Here is a 26,044-nt window from a genome sequence, read left to right on the forward strand (position 1 = left end):
ATCATGAATGCACTATTTCCACTTTTTGCCGTGCTGATTTGGTCAATGAATGCCATTGTCAGTAAGGTTTCTGCCGGCGCTATCGACCCCGCAGCCATCTCATTTTATCGTTGGGTATTAGCATTACTGGTGTTAACTCCCTTTGTATTGCCTGGCGTTGTCCGTAACCGGAAAGCAATTCGGCCGCATCTCGGTAAGCTGCTGATTTTGGGTTTGCTGGGCATGGTGCTATACCAAAGTCTGGCCTATTATGCCGCACACAGTGTCAGCGCATTATTTATGGGGATTTTAAGCTCGCTTATCCCACTGCTAACGGTGCTTATCAGCATCTGGCTATTGCGTATTGTACCCACGGTCGGTATCGCGTTGGGCAGCGTAATGTCCTTCTTCGGATTAGTCTGGTTAGTCAGCGGTGGCAACCCACAAGAGCTATTGACACACGGCATTGGTTCGGGTGAATTGATGATGTTTGCCGCCTCAGCATCCTACGCGCTATACGGTGTGCTCACTAAACGCTGGAATATCAATTTACCGAATTGGCAGTCGCTCTATATTCAAATTGTATTTGGCGTATTGTTACTCCTGCCGAATTTCCTGCTAACCGATAACGTTAGTTTGAATGCACAAAATATTCCGCTGGTATTATTTGCGGGGATCCCCGCGTCTATTATTGCACCGTTCCTTTGGATACAAGGTGTGGTTCGTCTAGGGGCCAATAAAGCTTCAATATTTATGAACCTAACGCCGGTGTTCACCGCGATCATTGCCGTTTCATTCCTACACGAGCAACTGCATAGCTATCACATCATCGGCGGTGGTATTGCTCTACTAGGGGTTGTGATTGCACAGCGTCTGCGGACGCCGCTGGCTCGTAAAAAAAAGCCTGAAAGCGTGGAAAGTACTGAGAAAAAGGCCTGTCCAACCTCGGAGTAAGCACGGTATTTGCTCGTCCTCCTCTCTTGGAGGGCGAGCATATCTTTACTAAAATAGAGCCAAATTTTCACACAGCCTAAGCTTTCCCTAATTTTCATGGCGTATGCTTTCCTCATTGCCCAACTTATTGGAATCTATAGAGGAACGAAAAATGAAAATCACGCTTGTCAGTATCAAATCCAACGCAAAAGACATCATCGCTAACTGCCGTATGTTATTTATGCTATTACGTCATCAAGCTGATGCCGCCATTCCAAGCAATCATGAAGAAATGTTTAAAGAACCCGAAAATGCCATGGTGAAAGCCGCAAGGAGAGTTTGTTGATTTCCCTTTAACCCGTCGATTTGCTAAATCCATCGACGGGTTAAACTCACCATTTATTCATTTGATTTAACATCATTGATACATAAAGACAGTGATTTATAAAGACACTACGTAATAATCCGTTCGTCGCTTGCCAATATAGCCGTCGTGATTAACAAGACGAGATGAGTCAATACACTAACTCGCTGCCTCATGCTAAAATGCCGGTTTGTTTGGAATGGTGTTACAAATGGACAGTAAACATTCAGCAAAGAAGCCCACTATTGCCGACGTTGCCGCTCTGGCAGGCGTTTCTGTTGCCGCGGTATCACAGGTTATATCAGGTAAAGGAAGAATATCTTCTTGGACCGCGCAAATTGTGAAAGATGCGATCAACGAACTTGGCTATGTGCGTAATCACAATGCTTCAACGTTACGTAGTGGTAAAACAAATCTCATTGGTATTGTGTTACATAATATCAGCGATAATTTTTGCGCAGAGTTATTAGACGGTGTGAGTGGTGAACTAGAAGCTAACGGCAAAATCCCTCTATTTATTCAATATGGTAAAGATGGCGCTAGTCTAGAAAATCGCATTGATCTTTTTCTGCATCTGAATGTAGACGGTATTATTCTTATTACACCCTATGATGTTTCTGACGATTTATATATTCGCCTATCGAATACCCCAACGACATATATATCCAGAAATTGTCATTACAATAAAAAACACCATATCGGACCAAATTATTTCAATGCGGTAGAAACCGCGACTGAACATCTGATTAAGCATGGACACAGAAATATCGCGTTTATTGGCGGCGAGAAAGATTCTTATAGCCGCGCCGAGCGTATTGGTGGTTTCTTTTCAGCGCTCATCAGCTACGACGTGATTCCCCATAATGAATGGATAATCGACTGCCCAAACAATCAGCGTATTGCGGCAGAAAAAACCAGCAATCTCCTGACGCATAATCCTCAAATAACCGCAATTCTCGCCTATGACGAAATGACGGCAAACGGAGCTATCCACGGGATACAGCAGGCTGGGAAAAGCGTGGGGAAAGACAACTATATTGCTCGGCAAATCGCGCTTCTATGTTTAGAAAATATCCCTGATACAGCCATAACCAATCTGACGTGCATTGATTTCTCGCTCAAGGAGATTGGCATGAGGGCTGCACAGGACTTGATACAACAACTTGAATCACATCCTGGGCAGCCGAATAATACCGTTCCTAAATTAATACTTCGTGATTCGGCCTAGTTGCCAGAACCATGTTTAAGTGCATCAGCATAGTTTTTAAGCCACTCATCACTCGCACGCGTATTACTGACTTTTCCTTCTACGCAGGATGAAATCCACACCTCGGTAGACCCCTCATCTTGCCCAACAACGAAAGAAAACTCATTTTTGGTTGTCGCAGCCCCCCACTCACCTTCTTTATTGAGGGCAATAACCGACATACTGCCGATAATATTTTTACTTCTTTGCAAACGTTTTTGATGTTGGGCTAATGCTGCGGTACATGCTTGCTGAGGTGACATATGCTCCATTAAACGAACGATTTCGTAAGATAAGCACCCTTTCATGATATCTTCACCCACACCGGTCGCCGCAGCCGAGCCGATATCACTATCCGCATAGCATCCTGACCCAATGATCGGTGTATCGCCCACTCTACCCGCATGTTTCATGAATAGACCCGACGTCGATAAACCAGCAATCACTTCGCCATTTTTAGCCCCTAATATACAGACCGTATCATGACCATCATAAGCTTCCTGAGTTTCATGATTTGTCTCTACAACAAGTTGCTCCTTCCATTTTTTTAGGGAAAGTGAACTTAAATTATTCCGCATCGCAAACTGATTGTTGATCGCATATTGTAAGGCCCCCTCTCCGGCCAAAACATTATTGCGCTGTTTTCCACTCAGTTTTCTTGCTACCGCAATAGGGTTTTTCAACCCTTCAACGGCCATAACTGCGCCATAGTTCAGCGTATTGCCATCCATCCATGCGGCATCAAGTTCTACCTTACCGTTTTCGTTCGGCAGGCCACCATTCCCCACGGAATGAAAGAGCGGATTATCCTCAACATTCATGACGGCTAACTGCACTGCATCGCTAATGGATGCTCCCTCATGAAGTTGAGACATTGCATTCTCCACCCCATCTAAAGCCATACGCCATGTGGCTATAATGGCTGCGCACATAGTTTTGTCTCCGGTGAAAGTAACGCGGCGGCGTCGGCGTCAATGACAAAAACAAAATTCTCATGATTGAGTAGATAAGAAGCCGGGCAGTCGATACTGGTTGGCTCTTCTAGCATACGTCTCACCGCTTCAGCCTTGCTGGAGCCAGATGCAATCAATAACACCGTCTTAGCAGACATAATTTCTTTGAAGCCCATGGTATACATTTCGGTCGGCGCTTCGTCTCGCGTAATTCCATACAAATTGATAGTACTTTGAATGGTAGATTCTTTGTGCTTAGCACAGAAAGCCGTTTGATCAAACGGCGTTCCAGGCTCACATGCGCCGATGTGACCGTTCGTCCCCAGACCTAGCAGCTGAACATCTCTTGGATAGGTGTCTAAAACCTGAGTGTAGCGCTTTATTTCGGCCTCTTTATCCTCAGCATCTGCACAAAACATATCCATATATTTTGGCAATTTATTGAGTCGGCTATACAACCGTTTTTGCATAAAGGTATTCACCGTATAAACGGCATTTCGAGGACCAACATATTCATCAACGTTTAGAAATACGGCATTAGAGACATCATGTGTTGAATTGATAGCCTCAACGAGTATATCAAACAGCCCAGCAGGAGAGGCTCCCGTTGTTAATGATATAACAGGTTTTTTATTCTCAAGCAGCGGTGAAAGAATAAACTTAGATGAAACCGCTGACATTTCTTTATAATTCTGAACGATAAATAATTTCATTATAAAATCCTTATTTTGCACTAAGTTGTTTTTTCACTGCACCACGAATAGTTCCTGCCGTAGTGCCATATATAATTTGGATATTTTCGCTATCAACTTTGACAATGCCCAGCGGCCCTGTTGCATTTAATATTTTGTCATCAACGTTATCCATATTAATAACGCTCACCCTTAATCGAGACATACAGGACTCAACGTCGGTGATATTCTCACTGCCGCCCAACCCTTTAATAATGGTCATGGCTTTCAATTGAAGTGGATCTTTATCTGAATAGGTCTCACCCAGTCCAAGGATATCTATCGTCTGCTCATAATCACTCCCCCTGCCCGGTGTTTTCAAATCAAAACGGACGATCCACCAGCGGAACAGCAGGTAACCTACGCCAGACATCACGACGCCTATCAGAATATTGATCCAGAATTTTGACTCCGGCCGTAAAAAACCATACAGAACAAGGCCGATAATATTTGCTTCCGTTCCACCAACCTGACTCTGGAACATATAGCACAGCATAAAGCTCAGGCCGTTGATTATACAATAAACGAAGTACCACAAAGGGGAGATAAATAGGAACGTAAACTCAAGTGGCTCAGTCACCCCCGCGATAATTGAGGTAAATACCCCCGTAATCAGCAAAGGCTTTATCTTTGCCTTTTGCTCAGGCTTAGCGGTATGGTACATCGCCAACGCCATCATTGGTAAAGTAAACATCGTGATAGGGATCTGTCCACCACGTAAGAACTTCACAATGTCAGGCAATGTCATATTGGTGGGGAGAATATTGGTTCTCATATAGTCGGCAAAAATCGCCCTTGCACCCTCGATAGTGTGACCATCAGGGAATGTTGCTATACCAGATACCATGGTATCTCGAATCACCGTATTCCAGATTTGGTGTAAGCCTGTTGGGATAAGCAAACGCTCTCCCATACCATAAATAAATGGCGCCAATACACCAGCATGAGATACACCAATAGCGGCACTGTTAATTATATTGGAAACAAATACCCATATAAAAGGGAAAAGCTGGCCGAATATAACAAAGAATATTGTGTTTGCTATAGGGACAAAACGAACGCCGCCGAAAAAGGCCAGCGCCATTGGCAATTTTGTTTTATGTGTATGGTTATGAATAAAACTAGACATTATCCCTGTAATAATACCGCCGACGACGCCAGTATTGACGGTTTTAATCCCTAGTGTTTCGGTCAATGCTTTCTCTGGGAACATATGTTGCACGCTGGGAATGAATGTAATCAATGCATGCATACCCATTATCAATGCTAAATACCCGACGAGAGCACCTAACGCGGCATATTCTTTATCTTCCTTCGCTAAGGTAAAACTCAGTGATATAGCGAATAGTAAAGGTAAATTGTCCATTATTACTGATGCGACCGTATTCATTAAATTCGCACAGTATTGAATTGCTGGTGTTTTTAGAATTGGAAACATATCAAGCAAAGCTTGATGCCATAGAAATAATGAAGCGACACCTAGCAGCAAGGATGCAAACGATAGCAACGCTATCGGCATAATAAATGCCCTAGACAACTTCTGAAAGAAATCGAGTGTTTCTTTTTTCATATATTACTCGCGTTTTTAATCCATTTAGATCCATTAAGGATGGATAGTAATTAACAGCAAAATAATTACATGGGATCATGATAAATGATTAAACGTTTAACCCTCCGTGACTAACATCACAATCGATACAAAAATAAACAAAGCCATCTTGCGATGGCTTTCTATAAACGATTTGATTTATTCAAAGAGAAAATAAATACAATTAACACTTAAATTAAATTATATGTATTTCTCTAATATAAAATAATGCTTGTATATATATTTCATTATTCTGCCCACCACATTCTAAACTTAACTCCCCATGCGCTGCTCCATCCGCTGGTACTGCTCACCATTTTCCCTTGTTCGAGAATAACGAACGTTGGCGTCGCGCTAATGTTCCATTCAGCACTTAAGCGCCCCAGTTCATCATTGACCACGGGGAAGGTTATGCCTTTGGCGGTCATCCCTCGCATCAGTCGTTCGTTATCTCCTGAGCGAATAGCTACGCTTAACACATTCATACCGTCTGAGTGTAGCCCTTCGACCATAGGTGAAGTGAGTTTGCAGACACCGCACCATGTGGCCCAAAAGTAAATCAGCAACGGTTTATCAGCGCTCAGCTCAGCCAAAGATACCGTTTGACCACTGATGAGAGTGACATCGGGTAAATGCATAATTTCCGGAGGCGTTGGCTTTCGCCACTGATCCATACCCCAAGAAAATGCGGCGAGAACAACGACAAAAATGGCCAGCTCTCTGGCCCATTTTCTCCATTTGATCATGATGATTTCCGTGCTAACTCAGCCTTAATCAATTGCTCAAGATCCTCATAGCTAATTGCCCCTGGAATCATTTGATTTCCCACCAGCGTGGCAGGCGTCCCCTGAACGCCCAAGATGTCAGCTAAACGCAGGCTACTACGCACTTCATCCAAGGTTTTATCATCCACTTTAAGCGTGGCATTGCCCGTGGACTTGAGTGCGCTAGCAATACTGTCTTCGGTGTGATAGCCCTTTTTCGACATCAACCGTTGATGCAACGCTTCAAATCGAGCAGGATTTTGCTGCCACAGCGTTAACGCATACTGAGCAGAGCTTTGCGAGGTTTCCCCCTTAAATGGCAGCAGCTTAATCACCACGGCAACATCCGGATATTTTTTAACTATCTTCTCAAGCTGAGGATCAAATTGTTTGCAGTATGGACAGTTATAGTCAGTGAACGAAACCAGCGTTAGCTTGGCATTCTTAGCGCCGATACGCGGACTCGCTGCATCATTAAATAACGCATCTTTATTTTGCTCAATCACCTTCCCCAACTGTGCGCCAGCCTGTTCAGCGCTTTGTTGCTGCCATGCCGCTACCGCCTCTTCTAGAATTTGTGGATTGTTTACCAACGTGTCGCGAATTAATTCACGTACCTGATTTTGTTGCTCGGTGGTTAAAGGTGCCGCTGTACCGCTGAAGCTAAGCATGGTCATTGCCAGTAAGGCGGTATTCATCAGCATTGTCATCGTCTTTTTCATGGCGTTATTCCTTAGCATTATTGAGCGTGTTGAGTAGGGTTTGACGGTCTAGCAGCGGGGATAGCACCTCGCCGTTCGGCAGACCGGGGCCATAAATTTGGTTAAACGGTACGGCGACAGCGCCGCGCTGTTGCAAAAATTGAGTCATGGCGGGAGATGGTGTGGTCCAGTCACCGCGCAGGGCGACAACATCGGGTTCTTTTAAGGCCTGTTGTACATCATCACGTAGTAATACGTTGTATTTGTTCGCTTTGCAGGTCACACACCAGTCAGCCGTGACATCCACAAACACCCGTTTATTCTCACGTAGCGCCTGAGTAATCGCTTGTTCGCTCAATGGCCGCCATTGCACGCTATCGGTCATAGGTGTGCGCCAACGCTCTGCGGTTAACGCGCCCGTTGCCAACACGACGCCAGCCAGTAGTAGCAAAACAGCGCCCCAAATTAACAATAGACGACGGCCATACTGGATCCCCGTCAGGATCAGCAAAGCCAACAGCAGCAACCCGCTGATTATCAGCACCACCACCACACCGGTATGTGCAGCAAGTAAGCTAATTAGCCATAGGCTAGACGCCAGCATCATCAGCCCTAGCACAATTCGCAGCCGATTCATCCACTGTCCCGGCTTAGGCAGTGCTTTGGCAACAAACGGGAAAGCGGCTATCAGCAACCATGGCAGGCTCATACCAATGCCCAACGCCGTAAACACCACCCAGAGATCGGCGAGCGGTGCTGCTAGTGCGAATGCCAGTGCGGTTCCTAAAAACGGTGCAGAGCACGGCGTTGCCAACAATGTAGCAAAAACGCCTTGCCAGAAATGACCACCGCTGCCATGACCTCCCGCAGTGGCCAATCGAGTGGTGGTATTACTTCCTAACCGAATCGAGAAAAAGCCAAATAGGTTTGCACTAAAGAGAGCGGTGACCACAACCATTAGGCCGATAAACCACGGGCTTTGAAACTGAATTCCCCAACCAACCGCTTGCTGGCTCAGCCTTAGCCCTGTCATTAATCCAGCTAACGCCCAGAACGACACCAGAATGCCGCTGGCCGAAGCCAAAAATTGGCGGCGAACAACGCTGCGTTCGCGGTTCTCTAACTGAAGCACTGACCCGAGTTTCATAGCTAAAACAGGGAGCACGCAGGGCATCAGGTTAAGGATTAAGCCGCCTAATAGGGCAAGCAAGATAGCCGTTGATAGTCCTAGCGGTGAAGAGCCCGACGCTGGCAATACGTTACTCACAGCTATCGTCATCTGCTGAGCAATACCTGAATCGCTAAATACCATGCTGAGCGGTTTACCATCTAGATCAGGCGCACTGCCTTCCCAACCATCGGTCACATGCACCGTCGCTAAGAGCCGTTTTCCTTCTATCTTGATACTGGGTTTTGCAAAATCCGCGCCCTCTGGCACATCAAAGAAGACATCGGGCTTTTGCCAGCCCTCTTCACGTTCGGCACTCACACGCAGTTCACCCTTGATATATCCAGCCTGAGCCTGATGTACCATGCCAGAAGTTAGCGGCAGGGTTCCTTCTGCTCGAGTAAAAGCATGCTCAAATCCCTGCGGTGCAGGCTGGGTGAGATCTAAATCGAAGGGAAAATCGGTGAGCACACAAACGTTGCTACAGGTTGAAAGGGTAAGTACGCCCTGTAATCTCGTGGCCGTTTTCGGCACGTTTAACGTGATCGGAAAGACGGTATCTCCATGATATCCCTGAGTCGAGATACCAGAAACGTCAAAACGTTGCGGGGTTGGCCAGCGCCAATTCACGTGTTCAACAGGGGTTTGCCATTTGATTTCAGGGGCAATGCCTCCCTCCCCCGGCGAACGCCAGTAGGTTTTCCAGCCGTCACTTAACCGCACGTCGAGCAGCAAACGAACGGTACCCTCCTCGGGTTGACTCGTGCTTATTTGCACGCGGGCATGGCTATTGTTTGGGTCTTGCAGCCAACCGCTATCAGCCGCCCAAGATGCGGGTAGCCACAGGCACAGGCTAAACGCCAGCGCCCTCAAAAATAGGTACATAGATTTTCTCCAAAAATAATGTTGCTACGTTAACAATCAATAACGCAGTAATTTATTCTCGGAAGACGCAAAGCCGGAGATGCACCCGTAATCGGGGTAAAGAAACCGCACGCGGCGGGGGAATAAGGGAGTATAAACGCCGTGTAGGCTCAAGCAGCAAGGCCACAAACAGCAGCAGAGCGAAAAACAAATGTTCAACCGCCATGCTATTCGCCGCCAGCAATGATTTAGCACTTAATTCGCAGGGGGAAATGGGGAGTTCTTGGTTGCCAACGCCCAGAGGCGCTACGGCAGTTTGAGTCGCAGTAATATCATCGGTCGGGAGGTATTTGCTAAGCATGTGCATGCCAGCCATGCGCTGCGTTGTACACGTGAGTACAACCAGACAAGCTAGAATTAAAAACCACTTGGCCACACGCTGCCGCTGAACCATACACCCCTAAAATTAAAAAAACCGAAAACATTAGATTGGCTTATCTTACCTTGCAAGTAAGGATAAACAAGCCATTAGCAATAACTTTACGTTTATGACGTCGATAGACACTTGTTCCGCTGGTTCCCCTAGGGTTAATGCTGATCGTTTGAGAGAGCGAGATACACGGGGCCAACATTAGCCCCTAGGGTTGCTTTTTTTGCTGGGCAAGAGGATCGTATTTCTGTTCGTTCCCCCGCAATATGTAGGATTTTGTTGTGTATCAATCTGCTGAAAATATCTGGACTCGCCTACAACGCTCTCCATTCCGCATGAAGTTTCATCTCAATGCTAAAGACAACGCTTATCTGCAGCAAAAAGGAACTGCGGTTATTTTGTCTCATGCTTATGACTTTATAGACGCGCGTCTAGCGCCTGCATTTCCAGACAATGACGGCAAACAAACGCCAATGCGTGGGCATCCCGTGTTTGTTGCTCAGCATGCGACGGCAACCTGCTGCCGCGGATGCTTAGAGAAATGGCATAAGATTCCACAAGGAAAAACATTAAACGAAGAGGAAAAACAGTATGTTGTGAGCTTCATTGCCCACTGGATTGAACACGAAACTAGCGGTCACCCCTAAAGATTTACCCAACTTTATACGCTTTGTACATGCCGTTACGTACCGACACCAAACACTTACGGAAAGTTAACATCCATCCTCCTATTATTCATTCACCGGCTCCACCAAGGGGCTTATGAAAAACAAATTCTTGAGGAATGGAAAATGAAAAAAGTTTTAGCTCTGGTTGTTGCTGCTACTATGGGTCTGTCTTCTGTTGCTTTCGCTGCTGAAACAACCGCCGCACCTGCTGCTCCGGCTGCATCTTCAACGACCGCTGCCGCACCTGCTGCCAAAGCAACCAGCACAACGCATCACAAAAAAGCTAAGCACCACAAGAAAGCAGCTACCACCGAGCAAAAAGCTCAGGCTGCCAAAAAACACGCTAAAAAAGCGCCAGTATCTCAGAAAGCCCAGGCGGCTAAAAAAGCTCAACACCACAAAAAAGCAGCGCCAGTAGCTCAGAAAGCTCAGGCGGCTAAAAAAACTCAGCACCACAAAAAAGCGGCGCCAGTAGCTCAGAAAGCTCAAGCGGCTAAAAAAACTCAGCACCACAAAAAAGCAGCACCAGCAACCGCTGCAGCACCAAAAGCATAAGTAAAAGTTTAGACAGCATTAAGGCCACGGAATAATCTGTGGCCTTAACTTTTACAGCTAGCGAATTTCGCTAGGAATATACCATTACCCCATCACAACGCCTAACTCTACTATTCAATTCACTCGAAACTGCGACGCCTATTTCTCTAAATTAAAAACTATTCTTTTAATAAAAAGCATATCAATCATAGTGTAATATAAATGCCCTATGACACAAGCATAAAAACAAGAACGGCCCCCTTATTGTATAAGGCTATACTTCCTGTTTAAAATACGAAAAATAAAGCACCATTTATTATTCTGATAAGGGAAACATAAGAATAAACCATATTTTACATTGATGTATTTCGTTTTATTCACAGGGAAATTGATATGGTCATTTTAACCAGCATTCTATTAAAAATATTTTTTAAGCAACTGACGCTACGCGATGCCGCGGCTATAGCCGCTCATCTTGTGGTTATTGTTTTTATTTTTGAACAACTCATCGCCATTGATATATAAAATACAAATTAAAAAAACAAAAGCATATTAAAAATTAATTAAAATGCAACACCTAAGTCCAAATGGACTCACGTCAAGTTTAGATCTTATTTCATCAGTGCATGATAATTCGTCAATATAACGGGTAAATCATATCGTATGGTTATTTTGCAATGCCAATAATGCACCTCATGAGAAGTACATTTAAGCACATATGCACCTTGGCTCAGGCAAAACTGTCACATTATTTCATTCTACTGCACCTAACGATCCCAACCCGAATTCTGTAGCACAACACGGTAACCATCCGGATCGGCGAAAGTTTTACCATTCAGATCCCAATAAGGATTATACGAGTCTTCGGCAATAAAACCCGCACGTTCCATTTGTGCACATGCCGTACGCCATTCCCGCTCATCGGGGATGTAAAACACCAGTAAATTATCCTGCGATGGGGCATCTGGCACAGAAGTTCCACGATGATGAGTAAATTCAAGATGATATGCATGGTTTTGGTGGCCTAAAATCACCCCATCAAACCCTTGATGATCGTCAAAACTTCCCAGAATCTCAAAGCCCAGCCCGTCTTGGTACATCTGAGCAATCTGGCTAAGACGGTTTGTTGGGCGAGCAATACGTAATCGACTATTTTTATTTAGCATTTTACTCTCCATGTTTTAGCTCTTAATCGTAGACGATAATCCTCTACTTCACCGCCCCAGGTGGATATCTCAATGGAAAACCCACTGCTAGCATCCCTTTTAGCGATACATTTGACATGATTTGTAAGGATTTTTTCATTTTAGCAGGCGAAGCGTATTGCTACGGCTTGTTATGATCTATGCTTGTAACAGACCCACTCAAAGGACGCTATAAAATGAAAAAAATGATTTCTATGCTGTGTATTGGTGCAGCGGTATTGATGGTTGCCGGCTGCTCAAGCGACTATGTGATGTCGACTAAATCGGGAGAGATGATTGTCACGCAGGGTAAACCCAAAATTGATAAAGATACCGGCATGACTAGCTACGTCGATCAGGATGGCGTCAATCGCCAGATCAACACCAATGACGTGGCACAAATGATTGAAAAAGAATAAGTTAAGCTGATAAAAAGCAAAAAACCCGCTTACGCGGGTTTTTTTATACCATCAGTAAACTGATTATTTCTGGAATTTTTTCATTACCAGAGTGGCGTTAGTACCACCGAAGCCAAAGCTGTTAGACATCACGGTGGTCAGATCGCGCTGAGTTGGCTCAGTAACGATGTTCATACCCTGAGCCTGTTCATCCAATTCTTCGATGTTAATGCTTGGCGCTACGAAGCCGTGTTCCAGCATCAGTAAGGTATAGATAGCCTCGTGAACACCAGCAGCGCCCAGCGCATGGCCAGTCATCGCTTTAGTAGACGAAATTGCTGGCGTGTTATCACCGAAAACTTCACGAATTGCACCCAGTTCTTTCACGTCGCCTACCGGTGTAGAAGTGCCGTGAACGTTCAGGTAATCAACAGGAGCATCCAGATCTTTCATTGCCATACGCATGCAACGCGCAGCACCTTCGCCTGAAGGAGCAACCATGTCGTAGCCGTCAGACGTTGCGCCATAGCCAACGATTTCAGCGTAGATGTGTGCGCCACGAGCCAGAGCGTGCTCCAGTTCTTCAACAACAACGATACCGCCGCCGCCGGAGATAACGAAACCGTCGCGCTTGGTGTCATAAGTACGTGAAGCTTTGTCTGGAGTTTCATTGTACTGAGTAGAAAGCGCGCCCATAGCGTCAAATTCACACGCCAGTTCCCAGCACAGCTCTTCACCGCCGCCAGCAAAAACAACGTCCTGCTTGCCTAACTGAATCATCTCTACTGCGTTACCGATACAGTGAGCAGAAGTCGCACACGCAGAGCTGATGGAATAGTTTACGCCACGGATTTTGAACGGTGTCGCCAAACACGCTGACACGCCAGAACCCATTGCTTTAGTGACCATGTATGGACCAACGCCACGCAGACCGCGTGAACGCATACCGTCTGCGCCCGCGACTTGGTTGCGTGGAGAACCACCGCCGGAGCCAACGATCAGGCCAGTACGGTCGTTAGAGACCATATCATCAGCCAGACCAGAATCTTTAATCGCTTCCTGCATGGAGAGGTAAGCGTAAATTGATGCATCACTCATGAAGCGCATCACTTTACGGTCAATCATGCCGGTGGTATCCAGCTTGATGTTGCCCCATACGTGGCTACGCATACCGGCCTCTTTAAGTTCAGGCGCGAAGGTGATACCCGAACGCCCTTCTTTCAGAGACGCCAGAACCTCCTGCTGGTTGTTACCGATGCTGGAAACAACGCCCAAGCCAGTAATTACTGCACGTTTCATGTCTTAACCTCTTACACAGATATTGTTCATTCGGGATTTTGAGACGCACTTTAGCGTACACTTGTACGCCGAGCAAGTCCGATCAGATGTGGTTGAACCAGATGGACGCATATTTGCTGTCCCTGTCAGAGCCCGTTAAAATCCCTTTATATCTGTATTTAGAGTAAAAAATCGTGAGCCACTCCCCGATCCAAAGCGCAAAATTAAGTTGGAATGAACAAGGTACACCTGTTTCGCAACAGTTTGATGACGTCTATTTTTCCAATCAGGACGGGCTCTCCGAAACCCGTTACGTATTTTTGCAGGGTAATCATCTAGCAGAACGCTGGCAGCAAGCACAACAGCGTACTTTCGCCGTGGCCGAAACGGGGTTTGGTACCGGTCTTAATTTTTTAACACTATGGCAAGCCTTTGATGCATTTAGAAAACAGCATCCTGAGAGCCCATTCAATCATCTACATTATGTTAGCTTCGAAAAATATCCTTTACTGTCTGACGATCTGGCCGCCGCACACGCCCGTTGGCCTGAGTTAAAGGATTTCAGTGAACAGCTGTGCGCTATTTGGCCGGCGGCTTTACCAGGATGCCACCGCCTATTTTTAGCCGATGGACACATTACGCTCGATCTATGGTTTGGCGATGTTAATGAACTCATTCCTGCCCTGCCATACAGTCTCTATGGTCAGATCGATGCCTGGTTTTTAGATGGCTTTGCTCCATCGAAAAATCCAGATATGTGGACACCGGCACTTTTTAACACCATGGTTAAGCTGGCCAAAAAAGACGGCACCTTTGCCACTTTCACCGCCGCAGGTTTTGTTCGTCGTGGTTTGCAAGAAGCGGGTTTTGAAGTACAGCGCGTCAAAGGTTTCGGGCAAAAACGGGAAATGTTGACAGGCACGCGTGCTGAACCGCTGACAGCATCATCATTAGCCCCGTGGTTCGCTCGCCCTCAAGCCAGCAACCCGCAAGATATTGCGTTGATTGGCGGCGGTATTGCCTCTGCACTTACGGCGCTGGCCCTGCTCAAACGCGGCAGTAAAGTCACCCTGTATTGTGCTGATGCTAAACCCGCGCTGGGGGCATCCGGTAATCGTCAAGGAGCACTCTATCCGCTGCTCAACGGGCGCAACACCCCCCTTGAGCGTTTTTTCATCTCTGCTTTTGCCTTCGCTCGTCGGCAATATGATGATTTAGCGAATCTCGGGTTGGCTTTTGATCACCAGTGGTGCGGCGTCACTCAGCTAGGCTGGGATGAGAAAAGTAGTCATAAAATTGCACAAATCCTCGCTACAGATTGGCCGAATTGGCTTGCTGAAAAAGGCGATGCGGCTGCGCTCACAGAGCTAACCGGCGTAGATATTCCTCATGATGGGCTCACCTATAGCGCTGGCGGCTGGCTCTGCCCTTCTCAGCTGACTCAGGTCGCTATCGACTTAGCTCGACAACAAGGTCTAGTAGTACATTTTGACACTGAGCTTACGCAACTGACCCAAAACAGCGATGGTTGGCAACTCACATTCCATCATGGCGACATTCAGCAGCATAGCTGTGTGGTGCTGGCCAATGGACATCGGTTGAATCATTTCACTCAAACCGAAGCGCTACCGCTTTCAGCGGTGCGTGGTCAAGTCAGTCATATTCCAACCACTGAGACATTAAGGCAGCTCAAGCAGGTACTGTGCTACGACGGTTATCTAACCCCAGCCAATCCGGCTAATGCTCACCACTGTATCGGTGCCAGCTATCAGCGTAACAATACCGATCTGTGTTTCTCCAACGCCGATCAGCAAGAAAACCGTGATCGTCTGCTGAAATGCCTGCCACAAGTGGAATGGCCACATGAAGTCGATATTTCAGATAATGAAGCCCGCGTCGGCGTGCGATGCGCTATTCGCGATCATATGCCAATGGTGGGCGCTGTACCCCATTATGCGGCTACGCTTGAACAGTATCAGGATTTAATGACACAAAAAACTGTCCCAGAATCCGTAGTTTCAGCACCTATTTATCCCGACCTGTTTATGATTGGTGGCCTAGGTTCTCGCGGTTTATGCAGCGCTCCGCTATGTGCAGAAATCCTGGCTGGACAAATTTATGGCGAAGCACTACCGGTCGAACAAGATGTATTAGACGCGTTAAATCCGAATCGGATGTGGGTGAGGAAATTACTGAAGGGAAAAGCGGTGTAGTCGCCTAAATAACACGAAGCGCCGTTTTATAAACTCGTTAATAAAACGGCGTTTAACCTCACGTTGCTATCTCGCGACCTGACAAAGGATGTAAAGCCCTACTAATGGAAAGCCAATTAATATAAATCTCGCCAATGCATAAAAAGAATACATGCGGGTCACCTGCAGTGATTTATTAGAAATGGTTTTCAAAATTTTACGAAAATAGATAACGAATCCCAACGAATAGAGAGGCCATAGCAAAGCAACCCAGTGAGCGAGTGAAGCCCCACCCAATAGAAACAAAATAAGCGGAATAGCAAAGAAAATAGCGACGCCAATATTATCTATTTTCTTCAGTTTATCTCGAATGAACAGATCATTTTTCATGATCGTTGTTTTAGAAAGCGCTTTAGCTTTTACGTCATCCTGATCCATACATAATCACTCCATGATAGTACGGTATACTTAAATACGATGGCGCAAACGCGTCGCGCCATCGTATTTCATCGCCTAACTCGCTAAAACCTTAGCAAACAGCGATTCCCACATGTTATTAACCAAAATCTGATCCGGAGGCGAAAGCTCACCGGCTTTGATAGCCTTATCTAGACTATGTTGGACAGCGTCTTTCAACGCCGCTGGCGTATGCTCGCCATCGGCTTCCAATTCAGCGACCGCCAGCGTTAAATGCCCACGCAGATAGCCTCCGGCAAATAGTTCGTCATCGCTGGCGTGCTCAACCATGTCATCAATCAGCGCCAGAATGCGGGTTTCAAAATCTGCGATCATCGGGGGTCCTCTGGATTATTTATTACAAATCTTCCGGATAGGGAAACCTATCAGCGGTTAGCGTTGGCGTATTGTAAAACGATTGTAACGCCTGAATAAAGCGCGCTGGACGCTCAGGGATACCGTTTTCTAAATACCACAATACCTGCTCACGCACTTTTCTCTGAAACGCGATGCGATCGGGGTCGAAATCCCCTTCAAGGTTGTCGCAACTGACGTTAAATGGATAGCCCGCCGCTTCACAAAATAACCAGTCAAACGCCTGAGGCTTAATCTCTACAACTTCAAATTCACACTGGGTTTTCGCATCGCGCCCGTCTGGACAATACCAATAGCCATAATCAACCTGCTGACGCCGCGCGGCTCCCGCAATACACCAATGAGAAATTTCATGTAGCGCACTGGCGTAAAAGCCATGAGCAAACACGATACGATGGAAAGGTGACGTTTCGTCTGCGGGCAGATAAATCGGCTCGTCATCACCGGCTACGAGTTGAGTTTGATAGTCGTCGCTGAATGTCTGGTTAAACAGGTCGATTAGCTGCTGAAAATGATGTTCTATTTGGGTTTGAGACATGATGGCCGTCGATAAAAAAATTATTAAAAAACGGCACCGCTTAAACGATGCCGTTAACCTGACAAAATTATCTCACGCTCCAAGGCGCCTTGCACCACCAATAACGTTAATACACAATTATTGTATGGATAATTAAAGCCAGTGGCTTAACCATTGAGTAATTTCTGTACCATGGTTGTCATACATTAGCTTACAGGTCATGGCGAGTGAGACCAGTACAATCATCGGGCGGATCAGCTTTTGTCCTTTGCTTAACACCATTTTGGCTCCGGTTCTGGCTCCAATAACTTGCCCCACCAGCATAACAAGGCCAATCGACCAAATCACTTTACCGCCAAGCATGAAGAACAACAGCGCGGCAAGATTAGAGGTAAAATTTAATACCTTCGCGTGGGCGGTGGATTTCGCCAGATTAAATCCACACAGCGTGACATAAGCGAGGGCATAAAATGACCCTGCTCCGGGGCCGAAGAAACCATCATAAAATCCAACACAGCAGCCTGCCACAATGGCAAAGGGAATATAGGATAGACGACGCTGTCGATCCGATTCGCCAAGACGCGGCGTCAGTAGAAAGTAGATGCCGATCCCTGCAACCAGTATCGGCAGCAACTGGCGCAAAATATCAGCGCGCATGTTCTGCACTAAAATTGAGCCAATCATTGAACCAATAAATGTCAGCGCAATAACCAATTTCTGATCGTTAAGGTCGACGGCTTTACGTCGAATAAAATAGAGACTCGCGGAGAAAGAGCCCCCGACCGACTGCAGTTTATTGGTGGCGAGTGCCTGTGCGGGAGGAACACCAACAGCCAACAGAGCAGGTACAGTTAACAATCCGCCACCGCCCGCAATGGAATCAATAAAACCAGCCAGCATGGCGACAAAAAAAAGTATCCCTAACATTTCAGGACTTACTGGCAGCCCATTAATAAAGTCCATCATTTCGTCTACCTTCCGCCTAAATATATTTAATTAACGGCCAGAATCTTATTTTAATTGGCTGTACACACTACGCTTTGTGTCATCAAAAAGAAATATTCATGTATACGTATATCATGCTATGCATTTTACGCATTGCTACTAAATAAACAGCATTTATTCTTTTAACTTCAGACTGATAGTGTTTATTCCAGACTCTGGTTTATCAGAAAAGGATAAGCGAAATGCAACACACTATTGGTATCCTGGGCGGAATGGGGCCAGCAGCCACGGCGGATATGTTGAATAAATTTGTACGCTTCAGACATGCGGGGCAAGACCAACAACACATTCCTATTATTGCCTGCTCAATACCGGATATTCCCGATCGCAGCGCATGTTTGCTCTCCGGAGGCCCTTCTCCTTACGACTACCTAGAGCGTTATCTGCACATGCTGGAAACCGCCGGTGCTGAATGCATCGTGATCCCCTGCAACACCGCGCATTACTGGTTTGATCGTTTGCAACACAGCGCGCATGCAGAAATGATCAATATCTTAGATGCCACACTGGCAGAACTTCCCCACGCTAGCCAAACCGTTGGTCTACTCGCGACGGACGCTACGTTGGCAACCGGACTTTATCAACATAAGTTGGATCAACAGGGGCGAACGCTATGTGTTCCCGAAGGCGATGGGCAGAGCGCGGTGATGCAGGCTATTTATGCCTATAAAGCTGGCGATATCGCGTTATCACAGGCGCTACTGTTTCCACAGGTAGAGGCCTTAATGACACGTGGGGCGGATATTATCATTATGGGCTGCACCGAAATCCCCTTGATTATCGGTGCCGAAGAAGACCGCTTTAACTGTGGATTTATTGATTCCACGGCCGCGTTGGTGCGTGCCGCGATTCGCTGGTACGAAGCAAAAAATGGCGAAACGGTGTTGAACGCTCAGCCAGAGCTAGCGAGCATGGAATAGATTTTTCAGATCCCGCCAAAAATTTTCGGCGGTGATACTCATACGCGTGTCCATCCGATACGCATAGGCATAAATGGGGATAGTCAGCGCTTCATTATCCAAACGAACCAGCTTACCCTGCTCTAACTCTTGCACCACAGAGCAGTCTGGTAGCCAAGCAACGCCCGAGCCATCTAACGCCAGCTGTTTTAGCAATTCACTCATCGATGAAACAAAAACGGTCCGGAAGCTGAGATGAGTATTCTTGGCTAGCATACGGTTCACCAACCTTCCCATGTAAGAAGATTGGCTATAATTCAGTAATGGAAAATCCTGTTGGTCCAAGGTGTACAGCGGTTTTCCTTGTAAGTCACTCGCGCAAACGGGGAAAAGCTGAGCTTCAAACAGGTGAATATGAGCGAAAGGCGCCTGTAGTAAATATTCGTCATGATAAGAGAGAATAAAATCGCTTTTCCCTTCTCGCAGCGTATTTACCGCGCTGTCGACGTCAATAGCCTCCACTGAGTAAGCAAAATGGTTGGGCATCTCTTTAACAATCGAAGGCAATAATCCCAAAGAAAGCGAATGAGCCGCCGCAATCTTTATTTTATGCTCGATGAAGTCACTTCCGCCGCGTAGCTCAGTGAGATTACTTTCCAACTGTTGCAGAAGATTTCTTACCTGAGAGTGGAACACCTTCCCCGGCTCGGTCAACTGAAGTGGTGAGACATCTCGGTTAAACAGGGAAACACCTGCCGCCTGCTCTAAAGAGCGGATGCGCCGACTGAATGCGGGCTGTGACACGTTGCGTTTGATTGCCGACTGAGAGAAGTTACGGCACTCCTCCAACGTGAGAAAGTCATACAACCATTTCGTTTCTATATTGTGCACTATGCTCATCTCAATTCCTGTTGTCGCACCGAGTCTCCTCTCATAAACATACCATTATCATGAGACGCAACGCGACAACAGACAAACAGTGAGTTATTCGAAGGTCCCTTTCACGCAGGCGTTCCCCTCTTGTACCATCAGACGCCCACGGGCATAGACCTGATGGATTGCCAAATCGGGAGTTAACACCACAAAATCGGCGTCTTTACCCACGGCAATCTCTCCCTTGGTTTCCAGACCAAGGAACTTAGCGACACTACGGGTAAACGGTACCAACGCATCTGCTAAGGTCATATCCTGCTCTTTCACCAAGGCAACCAGCGTCTCTAACAAGCTGCTGAAACCTGCGACACCAATGCCAGTGAGGTTCCCCTGCGCATCAAAAACAGGCTGGCTACCATTACCGTCCGAACTCACGGAAAGCAAATCAAGCGCAACACCGCGCTCCACGGCGCGCTTAACCGCCTGAGAAGGGGTAACCGGCCCAGGGATCCCGCTGGTAATATCGATATGGCCACCTTTGAGCGCAAATTCGATAGCCGCATCAAACAAAGTTTCGCTACGGTTAACATGAGTGGGTAACAGCTTATTCATTGGAACATCGCTGTTTTCAAGAATGGCATACAGCGGTGCTAAGCCTTTCTTACTGCTGCCCATGTGGAACACGCTGATACCCGCCTTATTCCCCAATAGCCCCCCCACTCTCGCCTGAGCGGCCATATTGGCTAATGAAGAATCATTAGGTGCCGAAGAGCGGTGATCGGACACAGCACACTTCACGCCGATGATTCTGTCGATCAGTGCGACATCACGTTCAATGCTGCCAGTAATGGTGGGAGAAGGAATGCTATAAGCGCCCGTAAGCATATAAGCCGTAATACCTTCGTCGTTAAGCGCGCGTGTTTTTGCCAGTAGCGCTTCAGGATGTCTAGTCACAGAGTCCGTGCCTAACAAACCAATTGCCGTGGTAATCCCCGCCTCAACCAGCTTGGATAAGCCCACTTCTGGCGTACGTGTTGCAGGCCCCGCCTCACCACCGCCACCAATTAAATGAATATGCTGATCGATAAATCCCGGGCATAGCGTTAAACCATGCAGATCGATAATCTGACAGTCGGGTAAAACATCGGCGGAAATTTGTGGCTCAATGGCCACCACTTTTCCGGCAACCAGCAATACATCCTGAATGCCAAGCGCCTGAGGTGCATATACCTGTGCACCGCGCAGCAGCATAAATCCTGCGGAAGTTAAGTCCATCACCTGTTCCTCGTTATCTCACAATCAACTGCATGACCCAGATAGACAGCAGCGAGTTAATCACGCAAACGCCAATAATATGGGGGTAATATTTCGCGTTAACCTCAGCCGTACCCAAGCAGCGCCCCACGTTTTGCACCGGATTTCCCATCAAATAAATCGCGGGCAGCAATACGGTAACGTCATGACCACTTAACGTTCCGGCGGTGACTAAGCTGGCAGCAACACCTACCGCTCCGCCCATACTGAGCAGTGATGCCAGCAACACAGTAGCGGCTTCGCCCGGTAATCCCCAGAACGCCATCACTGGCTGACAAACTTGGCCGACCAAATCGAGTAATCCGGTAATTTTCAGCGCTTGAATAATCACAAACGCCATCACGACATTTGGCAAAAGGTTGGTTGTCGCAATGGTGAATCCGCGGCGTGCACCGTCAATAAAGAGATCCATTACGTTTTTACGCACTTGTGTCGTCATTTTATTATTCCTTATTATTCACAGTGCGGTGTTCTGCGAAATTAATATAAACACGAAGAATGTTCGCGCCAACGAATTTAAACAATAAAATAACACCTAGGGGAACAATGACCGAGGTACCTAAAAAAGCAAATACGGCTACGCCCGAAGAGAAGTAATTAGTAATGATTGCACTACCGCTAGTTTGATAAGCAGCAAAAATAACTTTCTCTTGTTCGGTGATTTCTCCTTCTTCAGCTAACTCTTTAGTCATCCCCGCAGCTGCATCGGTGTTTTGCAGGTTGGCGATCAGTGCAAGAGAGCAAATACCGGGAATGCCCAGAATCGGACGTAAAATCGGCGTCATGAGTTGCTGCGCAGCCCGCAGCCCCCCCAAACCATCGGTGACAGAAATAATCCCTAGAGACAAAATAACCGATGGAGCGAGTTCTAAGGCAAAAAGAAACCCATCTTTTGCGCCGGTCCCATTCACGCCTCTGAACGTAACCGCTGTAGTCGCGCTATCGCCATTAACATGTCCGAACGACCCATTCAAAACAGTGAAGTCAAATACACGCCACCAGCCATCACTGCCAGAAAACATACCTGAGAAAAATATAATGGTGAGAAAAAAAGAAAAATAACCCACCCATGTCACTTTTAATTTCTGGCTGGGTGCAGCCAGCTCCGCTTCCTGATGTTTCATAATTACCCTGTCCTGTGTTAAATACTATATTTCCGATAAAATTCATTATTGATGTAAATATATTTCGTGCTTCTATGAGCACTTATTACAAAAATAACCCAGCCATAAGGCTAGTTTCGAACATACCATGCGATTAATAACTCAGGAAAATGCAAGAATGTATTTTGCTATGCAAAAAACGCATAGCGGCAAGAAAGTGGGATATAAAAAACGCCCCTCAACGGGGCGTTTATGGCAAGGATTAACCTGCGAAGTGCCTGTCCAACAAGGCCTGACATGACGGATACAGCGGCGGCGGAGCAGAAGGTTTTGACGGTTTGCTGCCCGGAGGTGGCGGCTGGAACCAGCTTGCCAGTTCAGCACCACAGCCATCGCCAGCCGGAGGTGGCGTCTGATCCTGACACTCAAGGCTGCTTGCCGGACAGCGCAAACGCACGTGCATATGAGCCCGATGAGCAAACCAAGGACGAACCTTACGCAGCCAGTCACGATCGGCACCGGCGGTGTCACACAGTTTTTGCTTAATAGCCGGATTGACGAAAATGCGCGTCACTTCGTCATCTTTTGCCGCGAGCTTAATTAATTCGCCCGTATCATCGCTCCACAGCGCAGGAATAACGTTTCGTCCATTGACGGCAACTAAATCAATCGGCTTCGGCTTCAGCAACTGCTGCTGACTCCAGCGCTGCTTTGGCAGCTGTAACCAAATATCGACATCCAACCCTGACTGATGACTCGCATGACCGCTGCTGAAACGCCCACCAGCGGGCATTGCCATATCACCAATCAACAAAGTCCCCATTTGGCGCTGACTCACTTCACTACTGAGACGATTAATAAAAGCCAGTAAATCAGGATGACCGTAATAGCGATGCTGATCGGGCCGCATCACCTGATAATCATCAGCTTGCAACGGTAATGGATTAGCCCCCACAATACAGCCATTGGCAAAGCCGCCTATGGCCTGCGCCGCTCCCGGGACCGGTTTTGTGATCTGTTGCCACGGTGTCAGCGCCATCGCCTGAGCACTCATCGCCAGCGCGCAGGCACCCAGTAGCCAGAATTTCATTTTCTTCATATCAATGAGCCTGCCATGATTATTCGTATCCATTCTTTCCATCTGCATACAAATACAGCCCTTACCCTGCGCAAAGCAATGTCTTGAAGCGCTTAAGATGACGCATATTTTTTACCAGCGTGGAACGTCTGAAACCACATCTCCGCACTGTGCTCTTTGACGCAACAAATGATCCATCAGCACAATCGCCATCATCGCTTCGGCAATTGGCACCGCACGGATCCCAACGCAGGGATCGTGACGACCACGCGTAACCATTTCAACCGCTTCACCTTGGCGATTGATCGTTTTCCCCGGCACCATAATGCTGGACGTGGGCTTCAATGCGAGATGCGCGATAATATCCTGACCGCTGCTGATCCCCCCCAAAATGCCGCCTGCATGGTTGCTTTGGAAGCCTTCTGGCGTGATCTCATCACGGTTCTCACTGCCGCGCTTGTTTACCACCGCAAAACCATCACCGATTTCCACGCCTTTCACAGCGTTAATGCTCATCAGCGCATGAGCCAAATCCGCATCCAAACGATCGAATACCGGCTCACCTAAACCTACTGGAACTTTTTCAGCCACCACGGTGACTTTGGCACCAATGGAGTCGCCCTCTTTTTTCAGCGCGCGCATCAGCTCATCCAGCGCCTCCAGTTTCGAAGGATCAGGGCAGAAGAAAGGGTTTTGCTCAACCTGCTCCCAATCTTTAATCTCACAGGAAATATCACCGATCTGCGCTAAACAGCCACGGATTTGCACACCATATTTTTCTTTCAGGTATTTTTTCGCGATGGCACCTGCGGCCACACGCATAGCAGTCTCACGTGCAGAGGAACGACCGCCGCCACGATAGTCACGAGTGCCGTACTTTTGTTCATAGGTATAATCTGCATGACCCGGACGGAATAAATCTTTGATCGCACCGTAGTCCTGAGAACGCTGGTCAGTATTTTCAATGATTAAACCAATGCTAGTGCCGGTGGTGACCCCTTCAAATACACCTGAAAGGATACGCACCTGATCCGGCTCACGTCGCTGCGTAGTGTAGCGCGAGGTCCCCGGACGGCGGCGATCCAGATCGTGTTGCAGATCGGCCTCTGTCAGAGGAATACCTGGCGGCACTCCGTCAACGATGCAGCCTAATGCGATACCGTGTGATTCACCGAACGTAGTGACACGGAAAAATTGCCCAATGCTATTGCCTGCCATGCGCGGCTCCTTAGCGTTGTTTTCTGACTTTGCAGATGAATGTTGTGTTTTTTTGTGGGGTGAATGAGACATTAAGCCCATTCATCCTCCCCCGGTTCGCAAGGGGAGGCGCAAATCGAAATTTGCGGAGCGTCTGCTGCTACGACCGATAGAGTGCAAAGTGTGGTGCACAGTCAATCAGCTGTTGTTTGGTCAGCATAAATACGCCGTCACCGCCGTTTTCGAATTCTAACCAAACGAACGGAATATCAGGATACTGTTCCATCAGGTGCACCATACTGTTACCCACTTCGCAAATCAGCACACCGTCATCGGTCAAATAATCTGGAGCGCACGCTAAAATGCGTCGAGTCAACTTCAGACCATCACTGCCTGCGGCCAGCCCCAGCTCAGGCTCGAAGCGGAACTCTTCCGGCAGATCGGACATATCTTCTTCATCCACATACGGTGGATTAGTCACGATCAGATCGTACTGAAGCGGTGGCAGCTCGCGGAACAGATCGGAGCGGATCGGGGTAACGCTCTGATCCAAACCATGTTCCTGAATATTTTGCTCGGTCACAGACAGTACGTCGGTTGAAATATCTACCGCATCGACTTCGGCGTCTGGGAATGCATAAGCACAGGCGATAGCGATACAACCGCTGCCGGTGCACATGTCCAGAATATGGCTTGGGTTGTGGTTAATAATGCCGCTAAAGCGGTTATCGATCAGCTCGCCAATCGGTGAGCGAGGCACCAGAACGCGCTCGTCAACATAGAACTCATGGCCACAGAACCATGCTTTATTGGTCAGATAAGCGACCGGAATACGATCGTTCACGCGGCGGATCACACGCTCAACAATGCGATGACGCTCACTTAGCGTCAAACGCGCGGTGCGCATATCTTCTGGAATATCCATTGGCAGGTACAAGGTTGGCAACACCAGTTGCACCGCTTCGTCCCACGGATTATCTGTGCCGTGGCCATAATAGATATTCGCTGCATTAAAACGGCTGACGGTCCAGCGCAGCATATCTTGGATGGTATGCAGCTCATTCACCGCTTCATCGACGAAAATCTTGTCCAAATTAGCCTCCAACAGACCTGTCTATGACTGAATACCGCCTAAAAAGGCGCCATTAAGTCTAAATAATGAGAAAAGTAAGCAATCCCGTAGTTTGCCATGAAGAGCCCCACAAATCAGCAGGAATATAGTCTGAGAGATGCCTCTGTGGCGCTAGAAGAT

29 protein-coding genes are annotated in these 26,044 nt (G+C 47.3%); 9 read left to right on the forward strand and 20 right to left on the reverse strand.

The window, feature by feature from the left end:
- The first annotated feature begins 3 nt into the window (after positions 1-3).
- The 3 genes from K9N75_RS14650 to malI all read left to right on the forward strand — a co-directional run bounded on the left by K9N75_RS14650 (position 4) and on the right by malI (position 2,504).
- The gene (locus K9N75_RS14650; protein WP_096080624.1) at positions 4-933 is read left to right on the forward strand and encodes a DMT family transporter; all 930 of its coding nucleotides are present in this window, start codon (positions 4-6) and stop codon (positions 931-933) included.
- Positions 934-1,084: 151 nt separating this feature from the next.
- The gene (locus K9N75_RS14655; protein ID WP_008814053.1) at positions 1,085-1,258 is read left to right on the forward strand and encodes a hypothetical protein; all 174 of its coding nucleotides are present in this window, start codon (positions 1,085-1,087) and stop codon (positions 1,256-1,258) included.
- Between the two features lie 229 nt (positions 1,259-1,487).
- The gene (gene malI / locus K9N75_RS14660) at positions 1,488-2,504 is read left to right on the forward strand and encodes a Mal regulon transcriptional regulator MalI (protein ID WP_193765250.1); all 1,017 of its coding nucleotides are present in this window, start codon (positions 1,488-1,490) and stop codon (positions 2,502-2,504) included.
- Here the strand turns inward: malI and K9N75_RS14665 are convergent.
- The 7 genes from K9N75_RS14665 to K9N75_RS14695 form a co-directional block, all read right to left on the reverse strand.
- Entirely contained in the window at positions 2,501-3,397 is an 897-nt protein-coding gene (locus tag K9N75_RS14665; RefSeq protein WP_263481234.1) for an isoaspartyl peptidase/L-asparaginase, read from the reverse strand. The genes malI and K9N75_RS14665 overlap by 4 nt on opposite strands.
- A gap of 38 nt (positions 3,398-3,435) precedes the next feature.
- Positions 3,436-4,188, reverse strand: a complete 753-nt coding sequence (locus K9N75_RS14670; protein WP_096080621.1) for a 6-phosphogluconolactonase — start codon at positions 4,186-4,188, stop codon at positions 3,436-3,438.
- Positions 4,189-4,198: 10 nt separating this feature from the next.
- Positions 4,199-5,776, reverse strand: a complete 1,578-nt coding sequence (locus K9N75_RS14675; protein ID WP_004092727.1) for a PTS transporter subunit EIIC — start codon at positions 5,774-5,776, stop codon at positions 4,199-4,201.
- A 266-nt stretch (positions 5,777-6,042) separates the two neighbouring features.
- Positions 6,043-6,540: a protein disulfide oxidoreductase gene (locus K9N75_RS14680; protein WP_224451777.1), complete on the reverse strand. Its 498-nt coding sequence runs from the start codon at positions 6,538-6,540 to the stop codon at positions 6,043-6,045.
- On the reverse strand, positions 6,537-7,280 hold the full coding sequence (locus K9N75_RS14685; RefSeq protein WP_008814055.1) for a DsbA family protein: 744 nt from the start codon (positions 7,278-7,280) through the stop codon (positions 6,537-6,539). The genes K9N75_RS14680 and K9N75_RS14685 overlap by 4 nt, the downstream gene beginning before the upstream one ends.
- Before the next feature lie 4 nt (positions 7,281-7,284).
- A complete protein-coding gene (locus K9N75_RS14690; protein WP_224451778.1) occupies positions 7,285-9,312 on the reverse strand; it encodes a protein-disulfide reductase DsbD family protein in 2,028 nt (675 codons plus the stop codon).
- Between the two features lie 52 nt (positions 9,313-9,364).
- On the reverse strand, positions 9,365-9,745 hold the full coding sequence (locus tag K9N75_RS14695) for a copper resistance protein (RefSeq protein WP_130961318.1): 381 nt from the start codon (positions 9,743-9,745) through the stop codon (positions 9,365-9,367).
- Between the two features lie 257 nt (positions 9,746-10,002).
- Here K9N75_RS14695 and K9N75_RS14700 point away from each other — a divergent pair, with 257 nt between their 5' ends.
- From K9N75_RS14700 to K9N75_RS22760, 3 genes are all read left to right on the forward strand, one after another.
- A complete protein-coding gene (locus K9N75_RS14700) occupies positions 10,003-10,368 on the forward strand; it encodes a DUF4186 domain-containing protein (RefSeq protein WP_039185414.1) in 366 nt (121 codons plus the stop codon).
- 144 nt (positions 10,369-10,512) lie between these two features.
- Positions 10,513-10,944 (forward strand): acid resistance repetitive basic protein Asr, encoded by a 432-nt coding sequence (asr, locus tag K9N75_RS14705; RefSeq protein ID WP_224451779.1) that lies wholly within the window; start codon positions 10,513-10,515, stop codon positions 10,942-10,944.
- 372 nt (positions 10,945-11,316) lie between these two features.
- Positions 11,317-11,448: a hypothetical protein gene (locus K9N75_RS22760; RefSeq protein WP_020303658.1), complete on the forward strand. Its 132-nt coding sequence runs from the start codon at positions 11,317-11,319 to the stop codon at positions 11,446-11,448.
- Between the two features lie 242 nt (positions 11,449-11,690).
- On the opposite strand, the gene K9N75_RS14710 is transcribed toward K9N75_RS22760, so the two are convergent.
- Positions 11,691-12,089, reverse strand: coding sequence for a VOC family protein (locus tag K9N75_RS14710; protein WP_224451780.1), 399 nt, complete (start codon positions 12,087-12,089; stop codon positions 11,691-11,693).
- Between the two features lie 215 nt (positions 12,090-12,304).
- On the opposite strand from K9N75_RS14710, the gene K9N75_RS14715 reads away from it, so the two are divergent.
- Complete coding sequence (locus K9N75_RS14715; protein WP_008814061.1) at positions 12,305-12,526, forward strand: YgdI/YgdR family lipoprotein; 222 nt, start codon at positions 12,305-12,307, stop codon at positions 12,524-12,526.
- Positions 12,527-12,589: 63 nt separating this feature from the next.
- Here K9N75_RS14715 and fabB read toward each other — a convergent pair whose 3' ends face one another.
- A complete protein-coding gene (fabB, locus tag K9N75_RS14720; RefSeq protein WP_008814062.1) occupies positions 12,590-13,804 on the reverse strand; it encodes a beta-ketoacyl-ACP synthase I in 1,215 nt (404 codons plus the stop codon).
- A 173-nt stretch (positions 13,805-13,977) separates the two neighbouring features.
- On the opposite strand from fabB, the gene mnmC reads away from it, so the two are divergent.
- Entirely contained in the window at positions 13,978-15,996 is a 2,019-nt protein-coding gene (gene mnmC, locus K9N75_RS14725) for a bifunctional tRNA (5-methylaminomethyl-2-thiouridine)(34)-methyltransferase MnmC2/FAD-dependent 5-carboxymethylaminomethyl-2-thiouridine(34) oxidoreductase MnmC1 (RefSeq protein WP_185922780.1), read from the forward strand.
- A gap of 66 nt (positions 15,997-16,062) precedes the next feature.
- Here mnmC and K9N75_RS14730 read toward each other — a convergent pair whose 3' ends face one another.
- The 4 genes from K9N75_RS14730 to K9N75_RS14745 all read right to left on the reverse strand — a co-directional run bounded on the left by K9N75_RS14730 (position 16,063) and on the right by K9N75_RS14745 (position 18,289).
- Complete coding sequence (locus K9N75_RS14730) at positions 16,063-16,413, reverse strand: hypothetical protein (RefSeq protein WP_048797743.1); 351 nt, start codon at positions 16,411-16,413, stop codon at positions 16,063-16,065.
- 75 nt (positions 16,414-16,488) lie between these two features.
- Complete coding sequence (locus K9N75_RS14735) at positions 16,489-16,767, reverse strand: YfcL family protein (protein ID WP_004092755.1); 279 nt, start codon at positions 16,765-16,767, stop codon at positions 16,489-16,491.
- A gap of 22 nt (positions 16,768-16,789) precedes the next feature.
- Positions 16,790-17,344, reverse strand: coding sequence for an elongation factor P hydroxylase (locus K9N75_RS14740; RefSeq protein ID WP_020303657.1), 555 nt, complete (start codon positions 17,342-17,344; stop codon positions 16,790-16,792).
- A 132-nt stretch (positions 17,345-17,476) separates the two neighbouring features.
- Positions 17,477-18,289, reverse strand: coding sequence for a sulfite exporter TauE/SafE family protein (locus tag K9N75_RS14745; protein ID WP_008814065.1), 813 nt, complete (start codon positions 18,287-18,289; stop codon positions 17,477-17,479).
- A gap of 221 nt (positions 18,290-18,510) precedes the next feature.
- Here K9N75_RS14745 and cuyB point away from each other — a divergent pair, with 221 nt between their 5' ends.
- Positions 18,511-19,248, forward strand: a complete 738-nt coding sequence (gene cuyB, locus K9N75_RS14750) for a cysteate racemase (RefSeq protein ID WP_114445409.1) — start codon at positions 18,511-18,513, stop codon at positions 19,246-19,248.
- Here the strand turns inward: cuyB and hypT are convergent.
- The 7 genes from hypT to prmB all read right to left on the reverse strand — a co-directional run bounded on the left by hypT (position 19,231) and on the right by prmB (position 25,885).
- Positions 19,231-20,127: a hypochlorite stress DNA-binding transcriptional regulator HypT gene (gene hypT / locus K9N75_RS14755; RefSeq protein ID WP_064573340.1), complete on the reverse strand. Its 897-nt coding sequence runs from the start codon at positions 20,125-20,127 to the stop codon at positions 19,231-19,233. The genes cuyB and hypT overlap by 18 nt on opposite strands.
- Before the next feature lie 84 nt (positions 20,128-20,211).
- Positions 20,212-21,378: a beta-aspartyl-peptidase gene (gene iadA, locus K9N75_RS14760; protein ID WP_224451781.1), complete on the reverse strand. Its 1,167-nt coding sequence runs from the start codon at positions 21,376-21,378 to the stop codon at positions 20,212-20,214.
- A gap of 10 nt (positions 21,379-21,388) precedes the next feature.
- The gene (locus K9N75_RS14765) at positions 21,389-21,853 is read right to left on the reverse strand and encodes a YjiG family protein (protein WP_008814069.1); all 465 of its coding nucleotides are present in this window, start codon (positions 21,851-21,853) and stop codon (positions 21,389-21,391) included.
- A gap of 4 nt (positions 21,854-21,857) precedes the next feature.
- Positions 21,858-22,538, reverse strand: a complete 681-nt coding sequence (locus tag K9N75_RS14770) for a nucleoside recognition domain-containing protein (protein WP_008814070.1) — start codon at positions 22,536-22,538, stop codon at positions 21,858-21,860.
- Positions 22,539-22,779: 241 nt separating this feature from the next.
- Entirely contained in the window at positions 22,780-23,607 is an 828-nt protein-coding gene (gene mepA / locus K9N75_RS14775) for a penicillin-insensitive murein endopeptidase (RefSeq protein WP_114445415.1), read from the reverse strand.
- A 120-nt stretch (positions 23,608-23,727) separates the two neighbouring features.
- Positions 23,728-24,813, reverse strand: a complete 1,086-nt coding sequence (gene aroC, locus K9N75_RS14780) for a chorismate synthase (protein WP_096080617.1) — start codon at positions 24,811-24,813, stop codon at positions 23,728-23,730.
- Between the two features lie 139 nt (positions 24,814-24,952).
- Positions 24,953-25,885, reverse strand: coding sequence for a 50S ribosomal protein L3 N(5)-glutamine methyltransferase (gene prmB / locus K9N75_RS14785; RefSeq protein ID WP_008814073.1), 933 nt, complete (start codon positions 25,883-25,885; stop codon positions 24,953-24,955).
- Positions 25,886-26,044: the final 159 nt, after the last annotated feature.

Origin of the sequence: Hafnia paralvei (assembly GCF_020150375.1) — a bacterium.
Taxonomy (GTDB): Bacteria; Pseudomonadota; Gammaproteobacteria; order Enterobacterales; family Enterobacteriaceae; genus Hafnia; species Hafnia paralvei.